The 17,267-nt window shown below is 69.0% G+C and carries 16 protein-coding genes; 8 read left to right on the top strand and 8 right to left on the bottom strand.

What is annotated here, in order from left to right:
- Positions 1-57: 57 nt before the first annotated feature.
- The 6 genes from SSP08S_RS17330 to SSP08S_RS55440 form a co-directional block, all read right to left on the bottom strand.
- Positions 58-1,077, bottom strand: a complete 1,020-nt coding sequence (locus SSP08S_RS17330) for a zinc-dependent alcohol dehydrogenase (protein WP_019068874.1) — start codon at positions 1,075-1,077, stop codon at positions 58-60.
- 71 nt (positions 1,078-1,148) lie between these two features.
- The gene (locus SSP08S_RS17325; RefSeq protein ID WP_019068873.1) at positions 1,149-1,472 is read right to left on the bottom strand and encodes a putative quinol monooxygenase; all 324 of its coding nucleotides are present in this window, start codon (positions 1,470-1,472) and stop codon (positions 1,149-1,151) included.
- Positions 1,473-1,533: 61 nt separating this feature from the next.
- Entirely contained in the window at positions 1,534-3,117 is a 1,584-nt protein-coding gene (locus SSP08S_RS17320; protein ID WP_026178571.1) for an AMP-binding protein, read from the bottom strand.
- Positions 3,118-3,127: 10 nt separating this feature from the next.
- Entirely contained in the window at positions 3,128-4,264 is a 1,137-nt protein-coding gene (locus tag SSP08S_RS17315; RefSeq protein WP_019068871.1) for a serine hydrolase domain-containing protein, read from the bottom strand.
- A 2-nt stretch (positions 4,265-4,266) separates the two neighbouring features.
- Complete coding sequence (locus SSP08S_RS17310) at positions 4,267-5,787, bottom strand: flavin-containing monooxygenase (protein ID WP_026178570.1); 1,521 nt, start codon at positions 5,785-5,787, stop codon at positions 4,267-4,269.
- A 56-nt stretch (positions 5,788-5,843) separates the two neighbouring features.
- Positions 5,844-6,887 carry an AraC family transcriptional regulator gene (locus tag SSP08S_RS55440; RefSeq protein ID WP_019068869.1) on the bottom strand — a complete coding sequence of 348 codons (1,044 nt, stop codon included), beginning with the start codon at positions 6,885-6,887 and terminating at the stop codon, positions 5,844-5,846.
- Between the two features lie 214 nt (positions 6,888-7,101).
- Between SSP08S_RS55440 and SSP08S_RS17300 the strand changes: the two genes are divergently transcribed.
- The gene (locus SSP08S_RS17300) at positions 7,102-7,692 is read left to right on the top strand and encodes a TetR/AcrR family transcriptional regulator (RefSeq protein WP_019068868.1); all 591 of its coding nucleotides are present in this window, start codon (positions 7,102-7,104) and stop codon (positions 7,690-7,692) included.
- An 800-nt stretch (positions 7,693-8,492) separates the two neighbouring features.
- On the opposite strand, the gene SSP08S_RS17290 is transcribed toward SSP08S_RS17300, so the two are convergent.
- Positions 8,493-9,353, bottom strand: coding sequence for a fumarylacetoacetate hydrolase family protein (locus SSP08S_RS17290; RefSeq protein WP_019068866.1), 861 nt, complete (start codon positions 9,351-9,353; stop codon positions 8,493-8,495).
- 607 nt (positions 9,354-9,960) lie between these two features.
- Between SSP08S_RS17290 and SSP08S_RS55435 the strand changes: the two genes are divergently transcribed.
- The 3 genes from SSP08S_RS55435 to SSP08S_RS17275 all read left to right on the top strand — a co-directional run bounded on the left by SSP08S_RS55435 (position 9,961) and on the right by SSP08S_RS17275 (position 12,709).
- Complete coding sequence (locus SSP08S_RS55435) at positions 9,961-11,100, top strand: CaiB/BaiF CoA transferase family protein (protein ID WP_078532443.1); 1,140 nt, start codon at positions 9,961-9,963, stop codon at positions 11,098-11,100.
- 115 nt (positions 11,101-11,215) lie between these two features.
- The gene (locus tag SSP08S_RS17280) at positions 11,216-11,779 is read left to right on the top strand and encodes a VOC family protein (RefSeq protein ID WP_019068864.1); all 564 of its coding nucleotides are present in this window, start codon (positions 11,216-11,218) and stop codon (positions 11,777-11,779) included.
- 9 nt (positions 11,780-11,788) lie between these two features.
- Complete coding sequence (locus SSP08S_RS17275) at positions 11,789-12,709, top strand: hydroxymethylglutaryl-CoA lyase (RefSeq protein ID WP_019068863.1); 921 nt, start codon at positions 11,789-11,791, stop codon at positions 12,707-12,709.
- 20 nt (positions 12,710-12,729) lie between these two features.
- Here the strand turns inward: SSP08S_RS17275 and SSP08S_RS64185 are convergent, their stop codons facing one another.
- Positions 12,730-12,855 carry a hypothetical protein gene (locus SSP08S_RS64185; RefSeq protein ID WP_281176147.1) on the bottom strand — a complete coding sequence of 42 codons (126 nt, stop codon included), beginning with the start codon at positions 12,853-12,855 and terminating at the stop codon, positions 12,730-12,732.
- 64 nt (positions 12,856-12,919) lie between these two features.
- Between SSP08S_RS64185 and SSP08S_RS17270 the strand changes: the two genes are divergently transcribed.
- From SSP08S_RS17270 to SSP08S_RS55430, 4 genes are all read left to right on the top strand, one after another.
- The gene (locus SSP08S_RS17270; RefSeq protein ID WP_019068862.1) at positions 12,920-14,488 is read left to right on the top strand and encodes a GMC family oxidoreductase; all 1,569 of its coding nucleotides are present in this window, start codon (positions 12,920-12,922) and stop codon (positions 14,486-14,488) included.
- Positions 14,489-14,557: 69 nt separating this feature from the next.
- Positions 14,558-15,778, top strand: coding sequence for an acyl-CoA dehydrogenase family protein (locus tag SSP08S_RS17265; RefSeq protein ID WP_019068861.1), 1,221 nt, complete (start codon positions 14,558-14,560; stop codon positions 15,776-15,778).
- A 52-nt stretch (positions 15,779-15,830) separates the two neighbouring features.
- Positions 15,831-16,412, top strand: a complete 582-nt coding sequence (locus SSP08S_RS17260; RefSeq protein ID WP_019068860.1) for a flavin reductase family protein — start codon at positions 15,831-15,833, stop codon at positions 16,410-16,412.
- 28 nt (positions 16,413-16,440) lie between these two features.
- Positions 16,441-17,223, top strand: coding sequence for an HpcH/HpaI aldolase family protein (locus tag SSP08S_RS55430; protein WP_019068859.1), 783 nt, complete (start codon positions 16,441-16,443; stop codon positions 17,221-17,223).
- Positions 17,224-17,267: the final 44 nt, after the last annotated feature.

Genomic DNA, 17,267 nt, shown 5'->3' with positions numbered 1-17,267 from the left:
GGTGTTCTCGACCCCGCCGTGGACGTGAAGCCTGTCGGCCTGGTGCCGACCGTGCTCTCAATTGTCCAAGAGGAAGATCGGCTTGTGGCCGGCGTGGTCGGAGGTCAGGATGTCGGGGATCTCGTCCCATTGATAGATCCCGCTGGTGACCAGTTCAGGGTGGAGCTTCCCGGCGGCCACGGCTTCCAGCGTGGGTGTCATATTGGGCCGGGCGTGTCCCTTGCCGTTGTGGAAGTGGACTCCGCGCTGGTACAGGGCCAGCAGGGGCAGCTGGACCTCGTCGAAGTAGATGCCGACGCTGTTGACGTAGCCCTCTGGCATGACCGACAGCAGGGCCTTGCGAAGTCGTTCGGGGTTGCAGCTGGCGTCCACGGCGAGATGGAAGTCCTTCTCTCGCTTGCCGTTGACGTCGTGGACCTCGGCGCCGAGCTGCTCGGCGACCTTCATCCGGACTGGGTCGTCGTCGTAGTACACGGTGCGGGCGCCGGCGCAGTGGACCGCGACGTCGACGCAGTACAGGCCGATGGAGCCGGTCCCGCCGAAGACCGCGATCTTCGGGTCGGTGATTCCGGCGACGGTCGGCATCACCGTCTCCCAGCCGAGGGCGAGGTTGTCGCCGATCGAGGCGAGGTGCACGGGGTCGATTCCGGCGGGCAGCTTGGCCAGGTTGAAGTCGGCGTAGGGGACGCGGATGAGTTCGTCGAAGGTCCCGCCCCAGGCCCCGTTCACGGGGAGCCCGTACTGGGCGTCACCGTGGAGGAGGCAGCGGGCGGTGTGGCCGAGCTTGCACTGTGCGCATGTGCCGCAGGCGATGTGCCAGGCGACGCCGACGACGTCGCCGACCGCGATGTCCGTGCAGTCGGGGCCGACCTCGACCACCGTGCCCACGCACTCGTGGCCGAGCGGGAACGGGCCGAATCCGGAGAACGGCGTCTTGTCTCCGATGACATGGTGGTCGAGGTCGCACGTCGTGGCCGCGAGCGGACGCACGAGGGCGTCCGCGCCCTCGACGAGGGTGGGGGCGTCGATCTCGTCGAAGCGCAGTTGCCCGGGGGCGACGAACATCAGGCTCTTCATAGGAAAACTCCTCGGTTGCGTGGGGGATCCAGGGCCGCACGGTGTGTCCGTCGGCCCGGTCCCGCGTGCGGTCAGATGGCGCCGGACTCCGGGGCGCCGACAGGGATCGCCTCCAGGAAGAGCGCGTCCGGGGGGCCGGCCAGTGCCTGCGCCAGGGCGACGCCGATCTCGCGCATCGCGGCGCCCTTCATGTGCGCGCCCAGTGCCTCCTGCGAGGCCCATTTCTCGATCATGACGAACTCGCCGGTGGTTCCCGCCTTGCGATGCAGCGCGTACTGCAGGCACCCGGGTTCGGCAAGCACCGCGGGTATGGCCGCCTTGAACGTCTTCTCGACCAGCTCTTCCTGGCCCGGCTTCGCGACCATCGTCGCCACCAGGACCACCGGCTCGGCCATGGGGTACACCTCTCTCGATATAACACTCGTCATAATCATGGCAGAAGTTGCGGGCCGCTGGTCACAGCGGCTGGTTGGATCTCAGTTCCTTGCGCAGGATCTTGCCCGCCGATGACTTGGGGATCGCGGCGACGAACTCGACGGCCCGCACCTTCTTGTAGGGCGCGACCTGCGCGGCGACGAACTCCATCACCCGCGCGGCGCTCAACGCGGGATCCGCAGCGACGACGAACGCCTTCGGTGTCTCCTCGCCCTCGGCGTCGGCCACGCCGATCACCGCGGCGTCGGTGATCTCCGGGTGGGTCAGCAGCAGCGCCTCCAGCTCGGCCGGCGCGACCTGGTAACCCTTGTACTTGATGAGCTCCTTGATGCGGTCGACGATGTACACGCATCCGGTGGCATCGACTCTCGCCAGATCCCCGGTGTGCAGGAACCCCTCGGCGTCGAGCGTCTCGGCGGTGGCCTGCGGATTGCCCAGGTAGCCCGCCATCACGTTCGGCCCGCGCACCCACAGCTCCCCGGGCTCGCTCAACCCGTCGGCGGGCACACCGATCTCGGCGCCGGTCGCGGGGGCGACGAGCTTGTTGACCGTGTTGGGCAACGGCCAGCCGGCAGCCTCGATCGGCGCGCGGCACCCAGCGACCCCCGCCCCGCCGTCGGCCACCGGCACGAGGTGGCTGACCGGGCTCAGCTCGGTCATGCCGTACCCCTGCACGACCGGCACCGACAACCGCCGGGCCACCGCCGCGCCCAACTCCTCGTCCAGCGGGGCCGCACCGCTGACGATCGCCCGCAGCGAGCTCAGGTCGTAGGAGTCGACCATCGGATGCTTGGCCAGGGCCACCGCGATCGGCGGCGCGATGAACAGGTAGGTGACCCGGTGGCGCTGGACGGCCTCCAAGAACGCCGACAGGTCGAACCGGGCCATGGTCACGACGCGGCCGCGTGCGGCCAGTGTCGAGTTCAGCAGCACCGACATGCCGTAGATGTGGAAGAACGGCAGGACCGCGAGCACCACGTCGTCGGAACGCAGGTCCAGGACCGGCGTGAGCTGCGCGATGTTGGCCGCCAGGTTGCGATGGGTCAGCATCACCCCCTTCGGTAGGCCGGTGGTGCCGGAGCTGTAGGGCAGTACGGCCACTCGCTCGGCCGGGTCGAACCGGTCAGGCGCGGGCGCCGGGCCGGACACGGGCGGGCGTTCGGCGTCCAGAATCAGGGTCGCGCCCGGGTGTAGCCCAGCCGCGCCCACCGCTTCGCCGGCCTTCGCGGCCAGGGACGTCACCGTCACCAGCGTCCGCGCCCCGGAGGCGGTCAGCTGCTTGGCGATCTCAGCCACAGTCGACAGCACGTTCACTGTGGTCACGGTGGCGCCGGCCCGCAGGATCCCGTGGAACGCAACCGCGAACGCCGGCACGTTCGGACACAGCAGCGCCACCGTGTCGGCGGGGCGGACGCCACGCGCCGCCAGCTCGGCGGCGAACTCGTCGACGCTCGTACGCAAGGACCCGTACGTCAGCATGTCACCGGACTCCGCGGAGACCAGCGCGACTCGGTCCAGGTCGGCGGGGCCCAGACCTGCGAACAGGTAGGCGTGCAGCCCCCGTTCAGGCAGCACCACATCGGCATGGGGACTTACGAAAGTCATCGGCGCACCTTCAATCCAGGGCCGCGAAAGCGGCCTTGACGTACTGGGTCGTGCGGTCGCTGCCGAGCAGCCCGGTGCCCATGTGGTTCATGACGTACGAGATCGCGGCCCGGCGTTCGGTGTCGATCACGACCACCGATCCGCCCCATCCGGTCCAGAAGCAGATCCGTCCTTCCGGGAGATACGGCACCGCCGGGGACGGCAGCCCGAACCCGATGCCGAAGCGCAGATGCATCCCGAGCACCAGGTCCGGTCCGTTGGTCTGCTGGCGGAAGATCAGGTCGATGGTCTGTGGCGACAGCAGGCGTACGTCGTCGAGCGTGCCGCCGCAGGCGATGACGGAGTGGATCCTGGCGAGCGACCGGGCGTTGCCGTGGCCGCTCGCCGCGCCGATCTCGGAGCGACGCCACTCGGGGCGCCATGACTCCTCGGCACCGCCGAGAGGGCCGGTGAAGGTCTTCATCGCCACACCGTTCGGATCGGCGCCGGCGAGATCGCTCGACCGGAACGGCGGCGGTACGACATCGGCGACCCTGCCGAACTCGGAGTCCGGCAGACCGATGTGGAAGTCGGCGCCGAGCGGGCCGGCGATCTCCTCGGCGACGAACCCGCCCAGAGTGCGCCCGTCGATCCGTCGGACCAACTCGCCCACCAGATGGCCGTAGTTGAGCAGGTGGTAACCGGACGCCGTGCCCGGGGGCCACCACGGCGCCTGCGCGGCCAGCCGGGCCGTCGACGCCGGCACATCGAGGACGTCCGCGACGGTCACAGGCCGGTCCCACCCCGAGACACCGGAGGTGTGCGACAGCAGGTGCCGGACCAGCACACCTGCCTTGCCGCGCGCGGCGAACTCCGGCCAGTACCGGGCCACCGGGGCATCGACGTCGAGCAGTCCCCGCTCCACCAGCAGCAGCGCCGCCAGGGAGGTGACCGTCTTCGTGCACGACCACACATTGGTGATCGTGTCGCGCCGCCACGGCGCCGTACGGTCCTGATCGGCCCATCCGCCCCACAGGTCGACCACCGACTCCCCGTCGACCATGACCGCGATCGAGGCGCCGAGTTCGTCGCCCGCGTCGAGGTTCCCGGACAGCCGCGCAGCCAGCTCCGCGAAACGCTCGTCGCACACTCCGTCCAGATCCGCCACGGTCAGCCTCCCAGCCGGACGTCATCGCCGACCGGGCGCACCGACGCGCGAGGCACGCCGTGCAGCTCGCGGCGGAGGTTCGCGCGCGCGATGTCGGCGGTGTCGAGCAGATAGGTCTGGTGCATCCGCCACGGGGTGCGGTGGCCCTGCCGGGGGAAGCTCTGGACGCCCCTTTGGACATAGCCGGACGCCAGCTCGATCATGGGCTGCTCCCGGACACCGGGCTCCGCGGGAGGGGTGACCGCGGCGAGGTCCGCGCGGCGCATGTGGTTGAGGACCCGGCACACCAGCCGCGCGGTGAGGTCCGCCCGCATCGTCCAGGACAGATTGACGTAGCCGAAGCACAGTGCGAGGTTCGGCACGTCGTTGAGCATGGCTCCGCGCCACAACATGTGACCCGCGGGGTCGACCGGTCGGCCCTCCACGCTCACGGCGATGTGGCCGAGCGCCAGCATGCGCAGTCCGGTCGCCGTCACGACGACGTCGGCCGGCAGGACCCGGCCCGATCGCAGGCGGATCCCCTCGGGGACGAAGCTGTCGATGTGATCGGTGACCACCTCGACGTCCTCGCGCCGGATCGCCTTGAACAGGTCCGCGTCGGCCGTGATGCATACCCTCTGGTCCCACGGCGCATAGGAAGGGGTGAAGTGCTCACGTGCCGCCTCCGGGCCGATCCGCCGGGCGGCGGCCTGGGTCAGCAGCGCCCGCGCCCGGTCCGGAAAGCGCCGGCAGTAGTGGTAGAAGCCGTTGGAGTAGGCGGCGTTGCGCGCCCGGATGACCCGGTGCGCCAGCCCGGCGGGCAGGAACCGCCGGATCCTGGCGGCGACGCGGTCGCGACGCGGCAGCACGCTGATCCAGGTCGGCGTGCGCTGGAGCATCGTCACCTTCGCCGCGTCGCGCGCCATCGCGGGCACGACCGTGATCGCGGTGGCGCCGCTGCCGATCACTACGACGTTCTTGCCGGCGTGGTCGAGCCCGTCGGGCCAGAACTGCGGGTGCACGACCGTACCCGCGAAGGACTCGACACCGGGAAACTGCGGTTCATGGCCGCGCTCGTAGTCGTAATAGCCGGTGCACAGGTAGAGGAAGGAGCACGTCACCGTCGACCGGACCGGCCCGTCCTCACCGCCGCGCTCGACGGTCACCGTCCAATGCGCCGTCTCCCCCGACCAGTCGGCCGCGACCACCTTCGTGTTGCAGTGCAGGTGCCGGTCGATGCCGAAGCGCCGCACGGTTCGGCGCAGGTAGTCGAGGATCTCTGGCCCGTCGGCCATGGAGTTCTCACCGGTCCACGGCTGGAACGGAAAACTCAGCGTGAAGATGTCGGAGTCGGCCCGGACGCCGGGGTACCGGAACAGATCCCACGTCCCGCCCAGGGACTCACGGGCCTCCAGCAGGGCGTACGACCGATCCGGACACTGCGACCGCACTCGGTACGCGGCGTCGATGCCGGAGATCCCGGCGCCGACGATCAGCACGTCCACGTGGCCGGGCAGCGGAGCGGGATGCGCGGAACTCGTCATGGCACCCGAGTATGGGAGCGCCCGCCACCGGATACTTAACTCTGTGCGACAAGTATTTACCTTTGCGCGACACCCGGTGGCTGGTGGGTGTCCCTGGCGTCACGGCGGACCTGCGTCGGTGTCCTGCCGAACCACCGGCGTGACGCGCGCGTGAGCGCCGCCTGCCCCGCGAGATCGACCAATGACGCGATCTGGGAGAACGGCATGCCCGTCGTCGTCAGCAACCTGTGCGCGGCGTGCTTGCGTACGTCGTCGACGATGCCCTGGAACGAGGTGCCCTCATCCGCCAGCCGCCGCTGCAGCATCCGGGGGTGCATGTGCAGCCACGTCGCGACCAGGTCGATCCGCACGGGAAACGTGCCCAGCGCGCGGCCGACCGCCGACCGCACCGAGGCGGCGACCCCCTCGCGCGGGTCCACGTAGTGCGACTCCAGGTACTCGACGACCATGTGCCGCAGTTCGGGATTGACCGGCGCGGACATCGGCTGGTCGAACAGCTTCGCCGGCACCCGCAGCAGGGCCTGGTCCGTGTTGAACCGCACCGGCGCGCCGAAGAACTCGGTGTACACCGACTCGTTCGCCAGCGGCGGGTGGGGCAGGTAGACCCCGAGCAGCTCGTATCCGCCGCTCATCGTGATGAGATTGCGGTGCAGCAGCCCCAGACCCGCATCCATCGACTGCGGCTCGAAGGGAACATCCGGATGCACCAGCCGGTACTCGACCGCGCCCACTCCCGCGTAGTGCTCGGGGTCGGGCCCACGAGACAGCCGCAGGCCCTGGTTGTGCACGAACAGGAAGCGTGACGCACAGTCGAGGCCGTCTCCGACCGTGTCGCAGTTGCCGACGGCCACGGCCAGCGGCCCGAGCATCGACATGTCCTGGGATGCCGCCAGGCGCAGACCGAAATCAGGACAGTTCAGCCTCGCGGTGGCGCTCCGCAGAATCCGCCCGGCCGTGACCGCCGGCAGCAACCCGTGATCGGAGTCCAGATCACCGGGGCGCACACCGAACTCGGCCAGCAGCCCTGCCCCGTCGCCTCCGAGATCGTCGACCAGCCGGTCGATGCCTCTGATCGCGGCAGCCCGGATCTGGATTCGCATGCGCTCGAAGGTATCGGCCGGCCGACACAACGGCGGCCCGGTGTCCGGCGACGGGGGACGCCTCGCCGACGAGCGTCCCCGAGAACTTGTTACCACCTGCCCACTCCCGCCTGGCATCACGTTGCCGCCGATACTCGGATTCGGGGCAGCCTGCGATCACTGCCCCGCGCTAGAATATGACAGTCGTTATAGTCGCGGGGAGGGGCACAGGCTTATGGCCAAAGATCCGGAACACGGCCCGGCGCGGGTCAAGATCGTGGCCGGAGCCGCCGACATGATCAGCCGACGCGGCCTGAGCGCCACGAGCATCCGGGAGATGGCCAAGCACGCCAAGGCGCCGCTCGGCTCGACGTACCACTACTTCCCGGGCGGCAAGCGGCAGTTGGCCACCGAAGCGGTCCGCTACACGGGTGAGCGGATCGCCCGCACTCTGCGCAAGGAACTCGCGGCAGGCCCGGCCGCAGGACTGCGCGCCTTCCTGGCCCTGTGGCGCAAGATCGTCGTCGACACCGACTTCCACGCCGGATGCCCCGTCCTGGCAGTGGCCATAGAGGAACCCCCCACTGACGAGGTGCCACCCGCCCTGGTGGCCGCGGCCGAGGTCTTCGACCAGTGGGAGAGCCTGCTCGCCGAGTCCCTGCACGAACACGGCGCCGACGCCGAACAGGCCGTGCAGGTCGCCACGCTCATCGTCGCGGCCGTCGAGGGCACCGTGGCCCTGTGCCGCGCCAAGCGCAGCACCGAACCCCTGGACCGCACGGCAACGCAACTCCAGACCCTCATCGCCGCCACGATCAAGGACTGAGGGGCCGTCGGCCGCCTCCCCGAGGCACGGCCGGGCACACCACCCGGCGAACGTGTTGCGCCTGGCCGGACGCTTCTCATGCGCCGAGCACGGCGCGGACGGCGGCAGCCTTCTCCTCGGTGAACACGCCGCCGTCGAGGAGGGAGAGGATGGACAAGACGCCGCCGCGCGAGCCCCAGCCGCCCTCGTCGATCACGCGGAAGTTTCCCCCACCAGCTCGGCAACGGTTCCGCCACACCACAGGCGTCGGCCATCGCGGCCAGGACGCGCTTGATGACCTCGCCGCGGGCCTCCTGCCGCCAGTCTCCGTCCATGACCGTCACGTCGATCACCATCGCGTCGGCGCCCGGACCGGCATCCGCCAGTGGGTTCACAGGCTTGTGACGGGTTGCCAGGTGAGGGCCGCTCACGGGCACTCCCACCCAGGCAGGGCCGACGCCTCGCCGACTCGACATCCAGACGACCGCAACCCTGCTGCCGATCGCCGGCGTCCGGCAGGGCAAACCGCAGCGAGGCCGAGCGTTCTGCTTCCACAGAAAGATCGAGCTCCTCGACGGCAGCCCTACGGACGCGCCGGGCACACCCTGCGCTGTCGGCGGATTCTGCTCAGACAGCTGCCGGATCGAGACGACCAGCGGTTACGGAAGCTTGGGAGCCCAAGGAGAAAGAACCGCTCATTCGGCCCGTGCCGCCTCTCCGTCGGATCGCCGCCCTTGCCGTGAAACTCGGGACAGCATGGCGGTGGACCAATTGCCGGACCGCAAGAGCTGCTGACGGACGCCGACCGGCAGGGCTTCGGCTCACCCCTTGGGGCCGACGACTCCCAGCTCCATCTCACCGATCTTCTCGATGTACGCGTGCAGCCGGTCGCCGGGGTTGATGGCGCCGACGCCCGGAGGGGAGCCGGTGGTCAGGAGGTCACCCGGGTGAAGGGTCATGACGCTGGAGGCGTAGGCGATCATCTGGTCGATCGGCACCTTCATCGTGCTGGTGTTCACCGACTGCCGGCTGAGGCCGTTGACATTCAGCGTGATGTCGAGCTGCTGGGGGTCGCCGATCTCGTCGGCGGTGACGAGCCACGGGCCGACGGGGCAGAAGGTGTCGTAGGACTTGCGGCGGGTGCGGTCGCCGTCACCGCGGACGGTGACGTCGATGAGGATGGTGTAGCCGAGGACGTGGTCGAGGGCTTGTGAGGCGTCGACGTTCCGTGCGGTCTTGCCGATCACCAGCGCGAGTTCGCACTCATGGTGGATGGCATTGGGCAGGTCGGGCAGCTCGATGTCACTGCCCGGCCCGATGATGCTGCTGGGCGCCTTCAGGAAGACATCGAAGGCGAGGAACCAGGCCGCGGATGCGCGTTGGGCGTCAGTGAGGATGGGGTCCATTTCCGCGAGATGTTCGTCGTAGTTCGCCGCGGCACACACGATCTTCGACGGATTCAACACGGGGGCGTCGAGGCGGACTTGTTCGATCGGGATGCGCGGGCCGGTCGCGGCCACCCGCTCCAGCGGTTCCCGGAGCTTTTCGAAATCGGCGCACAGGCGCAGCCAGTGATTCTGTGCGTAACCCGAGTCGAAGCCCGGCGCCACGGAAGTCACATCCACAATCTCGGAGTCTTCGACGACGCCGATTCGGCCGCCGTCGAACAGTGCAAGTTTCACAGGGTCTCCCGTCGTAGGTATCACCGTGGCCATTACACATGGCCGTGAATCGACTAACGACTATAGAGTCCCGCGAGGTCCAGGTCGAGGGCCCCCATCGCGTGACCATGCTCATTCGTCGGACATCGACCACAGCCCTGAAACCCACACCGCGCTTCGAGTCCGGCGCGCACGCCGTCGACGGAGGGCGCGTACCGCCACGAGGGGAAGCGACCCGCTCGTCACGTCAGTGATGGCCATCCAGGTCGGATGCCGAGGATGGCTCGACGAAGTGACGGTTTCCATCGACTGTCCTGGTCATGGAAAAAACGGATCACTGTCCGCCACCTGGGCACATGGATCGCTCACCCCTGCTCACCCTGCCCGCCCTACAGAGGCTTACATCCTCGAATGATGCATTCATCCCGATTTCCCGCCGCGCAGCACTTCCCGTCTCCTCGATGGGAAGGTAGTGTCCAGGCCAGCGGACAGTCGTCCGCTTGTGGGTGTCGATGAGGCGTGTCCGACTCGCGACCACGCACCACGCGACACCCTCGGTCTTGCCTTGCCGGGTAGTCGTTCGTATCCTAACTACGCACTGCTTGTCACATGTCCACGTGGAGGCCGCATGTCTGACGGTCGTTCGTTGTCCGGGCTGAAGGTGGTTGAGCTCGGGCACCTGATAGCAGGTCCCGTCTGCGGTCGCATGTTTGCCGATCACGGCGCGGACGTGATCAAGGTCGAGCCGCCGAACGGCGATCCGATGCGGCACTGGGGTCGGCTCTACAACGGGGTGGGACTGCACTGGTCCTATGTCGGCAGGGGCAAGAGTTCCGTTGTCATCAACCTGGCCACGGCAGAGGGCCAGGAGCAGCTGAAGCGACTCCTCGGCGATGCGGACGTCGTCATCGAGAACTTCCGCCCGGGGACCCTGGAGAAATGGGGTCTGGGCTGGGACGTGCTCCACGAGCTGAACCCCGCCCTGATCCTCATCCGGATCTCGGGGTTCGGGCAGACCGGCCCCTACAAACACCGTCCGGGCTTCGGCCTGATCGGTGAGGCGATGAGCGGCTTCCGGTACATGACCGCCGAACCCGGCCGGCCTCCCGTGCGGGTGGGCATCTCGATCGCCGACACGATGGCCGGCATCTACGGATTCGTCGGGGCGCAACTCGCCCTTCGGGTGCGGGACCGGACGGGCGCAGGCCAGATGGTCGACGTCGCGCTCTACGAGGCCATGTGGAGCCTGATGGAGTCGATCGCGGCGGAGTACGAGCTGATGGGCGTCGTCCGGGAACCGCAGGGATCCATCCTGCCGGGCATCGCGCCGTCGAACGTCTACCAGACATCCGACGGTGTATGGCTCGCGATCGGGGCCAACCAGGATGCGGTCTTCGAGCGATTCGCCCGCGCGGCCGGTCACGAGGAGTGGCTCCTTCCCGACTCCTACGCCACGCACAACGAACGGGCGCTTCGGCAGACCGAGCTCGATCAGGAAGTCGCCGAATGGGCGAGGTCACTCGACTCGCAAAAGGCGCTTTTGCTGCTGGATGAGGCCGGGGTTCCGGCGAGCCGTATCTACAACGCGGCCGATATCCACAGCGATGAACATTTCCGCGCCCGCGACATGATTCTGCGCGTCGCCGATCCCTCCCTTGACAGCGAAGAGGTGCCTATGCCGGGCATCGTTCCCAAACTCTCCGCCACTCCGGGAGCGGTGGAACGCGGCGCACCGAGACTCGGTGAGCACAACCATCTGCTCGACTGAGCACGTTCCCTTCGGCAATTCCAAGGGATTGGCAAAGACTCTGGTCGTTCACCGCACGGCCAGAAGACCGAAGAACACATTCAGTGAAGCAATGAAACGCAATGGAGCGTGAGCCGTGACCACAGAGATCAGCAAGGCATTCCTGGACCACGGAATCCGGTTCGACATTCCGAAGAACTCGGTCGGCCTCACAGGCCTGGACCACGTCGGAGTGGCGGTCCGCGACCCGCACAAGGCCGGCAAGTTCGTCGAGCAGGTCCTCGGCGGTGTCGAGGTCTACCGGGCAGGCTGGGACGCCGAGGACATCAGGCTGGGGCGCCCGCAGCACATCTTCTACCACGTCGGAACGACGCTGCTCGAGATCGCCAAGCCGAAGGACGACAAGTCCTACCCGGACCTCACCACGCTGGAACCCCAGCCGCACTGGGCGTTCGGCACGACCGCCGAGGGCCTGCTCCAGTTCGCCGACCACCTCAAGGACCAGGGCGTCCCGTTCGACGGCCCGCGCAGCCACCGCGGCATGTCGGCGGTCTCCATCTACTTCCGTGACCTCGACGGCAACAACCTCGAGGTCACGACGTGGGAGGAGGTCCCCGAGGACAAGGTCACCCCCATGGGTGGCCCCTTCGGGTTCCCGAACTGGCCGGAGCTCCTCCACAACTGGACCCCGCGCGACTAGGAGTCGGACATGCCTGAGCCGGTTGTCTCGATTCGCGAGGTCGCGCCACGCGACGGACTGCAGCTCGAGAAGCCACTCGACCGCGCCGACAAGGCGCGGGTGCTGGAGTCTCTCGTCGCGACCGGGGCCAAGCGCATCGAGGCCACCGCGTTCGTCTCGCCCCGGGCCGTTCCGAGCATGGCCGACGCGGAGTATGTCGCCGAACTCGTGACGCAGTGGCCCGGGATCGAGTGGTCGGCGCTGGTGGCCTCCGTCAGTGGTGCGGAGAGGGCGATCAGGGCCGGGTTCCGCACCATCGAGTACGTCGTCTCGGTGGCGGACGGGCACAGCCAGGCCAACGTGCGCCGTTCCACGGCCGAGTCGCTGGACCTCGTGGGTCGGATCACGGAACTCGTCCATGAGGCCGAAGGCCGTTGCGAGGTCATCCTCGCGACGGCCTGGGACTGCCCCTTCGACGGCAGGACCAGCGCCGGCCGCACGGTCGAACTGGCCGCCGGCGCGGTGGCCGCCGGCGCCGACGTCATCGGGCTGGGGGACACGGTCGGGACGGTCGTCCCGGGGCGGGTCACGAGCACGATCGACGCCGTACGGACTGCTGTCCCCGGGACACCTCTGGCGGTCCACATGCACAACACCCGAGGGACGGGCCTGGCCAGTGCCTGGGCGGCGATCGAGGCGGGCGTGTCCATGATCGACGCATCAGCCGGCGGTTTCGGCGGCTGCCCCTTCGCGCCGGGAGCGACCGGAAACATCGCCACCGAGGAACTGGTCTACCTCCTCGAAGACAGCGGCATGTCGACGGGCCTCGATCTCGACGCGGTCATGCGGTCGGCGCGCCTGCTCGAAGCCGTACTCGGTCACCCCGGAGAGAGTCAACTGCTGCGGGCAGGCGGCAGGTTGCAGACGCGGCCACCGATGCCTGCCAGTTAGGACGCTCCGCCTCACTCGGCTCACCATCGGTGGCCGCCCTGGCCGGAGTCGGCCCGCTCGCGCTCACCCCCTCCGGCGCGGCGGGCCGACTCCCAGACATCACCCTCGACGCTCTCGGTGCGTGCCCTTTCCACTGCCGCTGGCATCCAGGTCCGCACCATCCCCCGGGAGCGAGGACCTCTTCGAAGTTCGGCCCCATAGGGAGAAGTGATGACGCAGGACAGACACTTTGATCACGTCGTCGTGGGCGGCGGCGCAGCGGGCAGCGTGGTGGCAACGCGTCTCAGCGAGCGCGACGGAGCTCGTGTCCTGCTCCTGGAGGCCGGCCCCCTGGACACCACTCCCGCGGGTCACCTGATTCCGCCTCTGGGTGTGTTCCAGCTGCAGCGCGGTGAGTTCGACTGGTGCGACGAGACCGTTCCGCAGCCAGAACTCCACGGCCGGAAGGTTCCGATCTCCTCGGGGCGCGTCCTGGGCGGCGGCGGGGCGATCAACTTTCTGTCCTGGTGCCGCGGCACACGCGGGGACTACGACGGCTGGGCGGAACGCGGCATGAAGGGCTGGGGATGGGATGACCTTCTGCCCAGCTTCCGCCGCGCCGAGGACAACGAACTCGGCGACTCCGAGGCGCACGCCCGGGGCGGGCCCATCGCGGTGACCACCCCGCGTGACGTCAACCCCATGTCGCTGGCCTTCGTCACGGCCTGCCTGGAGTTCGGGCTCGACATCAACCGCGATTTCAACAGCGGCGACCTGGACGGCGCAGGCCTCGTCTACAGCAGTATCCGAAACGGCGAGCGCAGCAACGCACGCGACTACCTAGTCCCGGCCATGGACCGGGCCCAGCTCACGGTGCAGGTCGGTGCGGTGGTCCGGCGGGTGCTGCTCAACAGGCAGCGCGTCGTGGGTGTGCAGTATCTGGATCGCGCCGGTCGGCACCGGACCGTGTCGACGGCGTCGGTGGTGCTGTGCGCGGGGGCCCTGCGCTCTCCGCAGATCCTCATGCTGTCCGGGATCGGTCCGGCGCAGCACCTTGCCGATCTCGGCATCGAGGTGGCGGCAGACGTCCAGGGAGTCGGCGCCAACCTGCACGACCATCCGACAGTGCCGGTCACCTGGCCGGTCGTGCGGGGCCGTACCTGGAACGACGCACAGACCGAGGAGAACATCGCCACGTACGCCGAGCGCAGGCGCGGGCCGCTCGCGGTTCTGGCGGAGGTTGCGGCCTACCTTCGGTGCGGGGAGGTCTCCGGTGCACCGGACATCCAGGTGCTGCCCGCGGCGGTCGACTTCTCCGGCGGCAGTGAACGCTGGCTCACGTGCATGGTGAGCCTGCTGTCCCCGGTCAGCCGTGGGCAGTTGCGCCTGCGGTCCGTCGACCCGTCGGCGAAGCCTCTGATCGATCCGCGGTATCTGACCGAGTCGTCCGACCGGCAGACGCTGGTGGAGGGGATCCGCCGGCTCATGGAGATCGCGGCCGCGCCCGTGTTCCGCGTCTATGTCGGGGAACAGCCGCGCGATCTGGCTTCCGCGGCGGACTCCGGCGCGGTGCTCGACTTCGTCCGCCGAACCATGGTGTCCATCAACCACCCCGTCGGCACCTGCCGGGCAGGCACAGACAGCCTCTCTGTCGTCGACCCCGAGCTACGGGTGCACGGCGTCGACGGTCTGCGTGTCATCGACGCCTCCGTCATGCCCGACATCACCCGAGCCCCGACGCACGCGGCGGCGGTCGTGATCGGCGAACGGGGCAGCGAGCTCATGGCCCAGCACGCGTGACGGGCCCGCCCGTCGCGCCATTTGCACACCACTCAGCACAGCACGACTTCCCAGAAAGAAGGCCACGGAATGCCGAACCAGACCCCCGCGACGAGCAGCCTCGCACAGGACGTACGCCCCGGGCCCGACTCCTCCCTGACCGCGGACGACGTGCTGCGGGCGGCGGAGGACCTGGTGCCGCTGCTGCGTGAAGGAGCCGCTGCGACCGACGACTCCCGACGGATTTCCGGCGACACCTACCGGCGGCTGGAGGACGCCGGTTTCCTCCACATCCTCAAGCCCAAGAAGTACGAGGGGCTGGAGCTCACCGATCACGAGCACGCGATGGTGACTTTGACGCTGGCCCGCGGCTGTGCCTCCACCGCCTGGGTCTTCTCGGTCCTGAGTGCCGGCAACATCGCCCTGCTCGCCTTCCCCGAGGAGGTGCAGGACGAGGTCTGGGGGCCGGACCCGTACGCGACGCTCGCCGGAAACATCAACTTGAACCCGAAGGCCAAGGTGGAGCGGGTACAGGGCGGCTACCGGCTGAGCGGCCAGTGGGGGTTCTGCAGTGGCTCGGACTTCTCGAAGTGGCTGATGTTCAACGCGCCCGCGGGCGAGAACGGTGAGGGGCACATGTTCCTCGTCGACCAGAAGGAAGCCGTGGTGATCGACGACTGGTTCCCGACGGGCTTGCGGGGAACGGGCAGCCGCTCGATGGCGATCGAGGACGTGTTCGTGCCCGACCGCCGGATCCTGCCGATGCGTGAGATCCGCCCGCTGCTGGAGCAGCGGCGCGCACTGCACCCGACGTTCGACTCACTGTGGTCGTCCTGGCCCGCGGCTGGCCGGTTCCCGTTCGCGGCGGTCGCCGTCGGCGCCGCCCTGGGCGCGGCGGACCACTTCGCGGAGACGGCCGCGTCGGCGACCCGAGTCGCCAGCGCCGTGGGCGGCGTCGCCAAGCTCGCCGACCAGGAATACGTCGCGACCGAGTTCGCGGAGGCCGCGGGCGAGCTGGACATGGCGAGGACACTCGTCGACCAGCGCAGCCTGGAGGCTTCGCGGCGGGCCGCCGCCCACCAGCCCCCGACCCCCACGGAGCTGATGCGCGACACCCGCGACAACGCGCTCGTCACCCGTATCGCCCTCCGCAACGTCCAGCGGATCGCCTCCCTCGTCGGCGCCAAGGGCGGCAACCCCGCGCACCCGGTCTCCCTCGCCAAGCGGGACGTCGAGATGGCCTCGCACCACGTGACCCTCAACTGGCGCCGGGCCGCTATCGACTACATGGCCACCGCCGCGCAGGGCTGACCAGCCCCGCCCGGCACACCTCTTCACGATCAGCGAAACCGAAGGTAGCGACATGAACGCCCATTCCCCCCGCAGCGACGACCTGAGCGGCCACGGCGTGGCAGTGGCCGAGCCGAGCCCCGTACTGACCGCGGACGCCTTCAAGTTGGCGTTCCGCCTCTACCCGGGCGGGGTGTCGCTCATCACGGCCGACGCTGGCACCGGCCCCGTGGCACTGACCGCGACGTCGGTGTCACCGGTCAGCGCCGAGCCGCCCCTCATCATGTTCTCTCTCTCAGCCCTGTCCTCCAGCACACCCACCATCAGGGACGCCGACACGGTCGTCATCCACCTCCTCAACGCCGGCACCCTCGACCTGGCGCAGCTGGGAGCCACCAGCGGCATCGACCGGTTCGCCGACACGACGCGCTGGGCGCGGCTCGCGACCGGCGAAGCCGTCTTCACCGAGGCGCCGGTGTGGATCCGCGCCCGCGTCCACAGCCGTATGGAAGCCGGCGGCTCGACGGTGATCGTGGCCGAGGCCCTCGAATCCAGCGTCCGGTCGGAGTCGTTCGACGCGTTGGCCTCCAGCGACGGGCTCGTGTACGTCAACCGGGCCTGGCACCGCATCGGTTCGCACTCCCAGATCGACTGAACGCGGCACCCTGCTGAAGGAGTCGGGTATGCGCAAGCCACACCGTCGGATCAGGAACAAGCTGGAGGCGGGCGACCGGGCCTTCGGCATCAGGCTCCAGCTGCCGAGCCCGGACATCGCGGAGATCGCCGGGTACGCCGGTGCCGACTTCGTCTGGCTCGACGCCGAGCACGGCACGATGGACCTCGGGGACATCGGTGGGATCGTGCGCGCCGCCGATGCGTCCGGCATCGACGCGATCGTGCGCGTTCCCGACCACTCGGCGAGCTTCATCCAGCGCGTACTGGACACCGGCGCCGCCGGGATCATCGCGCCGCACGTCCGTACCGTTGGGGAGGCGGCCGCGATCGCCAAGGCGACGCGGTTCGGCCCGGCCGGCACCCGGGGAGCGTGCGCGTCCACCCGTGCGTTCGGTCATCACAGCCCGGACTGGACCGCCGATCGCCGGCGCGCCGACGAGGACGTCCTCGCCTTCGGGGTCGTCGAGGACGCCGAAGGCATGGACAACGTCGAGGCCATCGCCCGCGAGTCCGGCCTGGACGGGCTGCTGTTCGGCGCGTTCGATCTCGCCCAGGACCTGGGCCGCGAAGGCGACGTGACCCATCCCGACATCGACAAGCTGCACCAGCGCTTCCTCGCCGCCGTGCGGGCGGCAGGCACGGAGTACCTCGCCGTCCCCGGCTGGGGCTCCGGCGGCATCACCGCGCTCGCCGAACACGCCCGGCTGTTCAGCCTGTCCGGAGACAGGGCGGCGCTCGCCACCGCGTTCCGCACCGCACTTACCGAGGGAGAAGGGGCGCTTATGGCCTAAGCGCACTGCTCGTCTCTACGCGCCCACGAGAACGAGCACGGATA

Source organism: Streptomyces hokutonensis, assembly GCF_000376565.1.
Lineage (GTDB): Bacteria > Actinomycetota > Actinomycetes > Streptomycetales > Streptomycetaceae > Streptomyces > Streptomyces hokutonensis.
The sequence above is the reverse complement of the archived record's forward strand: the minus strand, read 5'-3'. Positions and strand labels throughout refer to the sequence as shown.

Coding starts and splice junctions, on each gene's coding strand:
- SSP08S_RS17275 (WP_019068863.1), top strand. CDS start 11,789: ATGCCTGAGCCGGTTGTCTCGATTCGCGAGGTCGCGCCACGCGACGGA.
- SSP08S_RS64185 (WP_281176147.1), bottom strand. CDS start 12,855: ATGCCAGCGGCAGTGGAAAGGGCACGCACCGAGAGCGTCGAGGGTGAT.
- SSP08S_RS55435 (WP_078532443.1), top strand. CDS start 9,961: ATGTCTGACGGTCGTTCGTTGTCCGGGCTGAAGGTGGTTGAGCTCGGG.
- SSP08S_RS55430 (WP_019068859.1), top strand. CDS start 16,441: ATGCGCAAGCCACACCGTCGGATCAGGAACAAGCTGGAGGCGGGCGAC.
- SSP08S_RS17265 (WP_019068861.1), top strand. CDS start 14,558: ATGCCGAACCAGACCCCCGCGACGAGCAGCCTCGCACAGGACGTACGC.
- SSP08S_RS17330 (WP_019068874.1), bottom strand. CDS start 1,077: ATGAAGAGCCTGATGTTCGTCGCCCCCGGGCAACTGCGCTTCGACGAG.
- SSP08S_RS17325 (WP_019068873.1), bottom strand. CDS start 1,472: ATGGCCGAGCCGGTGGTCCTGGTGGCGACGATGGTCGCGAAGCCGGGC.
- SSP08S_RS17300 (WP_019068868.1), top strand. CDS start 7,102: ATGGCCAAAGATCCGGAACACGGCCCGGCGCGGGTCAAGATCGTGGCC.
- SSP08S_RS17260 (WP_019068860.1), top strand. CDS start 15,831: ATGAACGCCCATTCCCCCCGCAGCGACGACCTGAGCGGCCACGGCGTG.
- SSP08S_RS17320 (WP_026178571.1), bottom strand. CDS start 3,117: ATGACTTTCGTAAGTCCCCATGCCGATGTGGTGCTGCCTGAACGGGGG.
- SSP08S_RS17270 (WP_019068862.1), top strand. CDS start 12,920: ATGACGCAGGACAGACACTTTGATCACGTCGTCGTGGGCGGCGGCGCA.
- SSP08S_RS17310 (WP_026178570.1), bottom strand. CDS start 5,787: ATGACGAGTTCCGCGCATCCCGCTCCGCTGCCCGGCCACGTGGACGTG.
- SSP08S_RS55440 (WP_019068869.1), bottom strand. CDS start 6,887: ATGCGAATCCAGATCCGGGCTGCCGCGATCAGAGGCATCGACCGGCTG.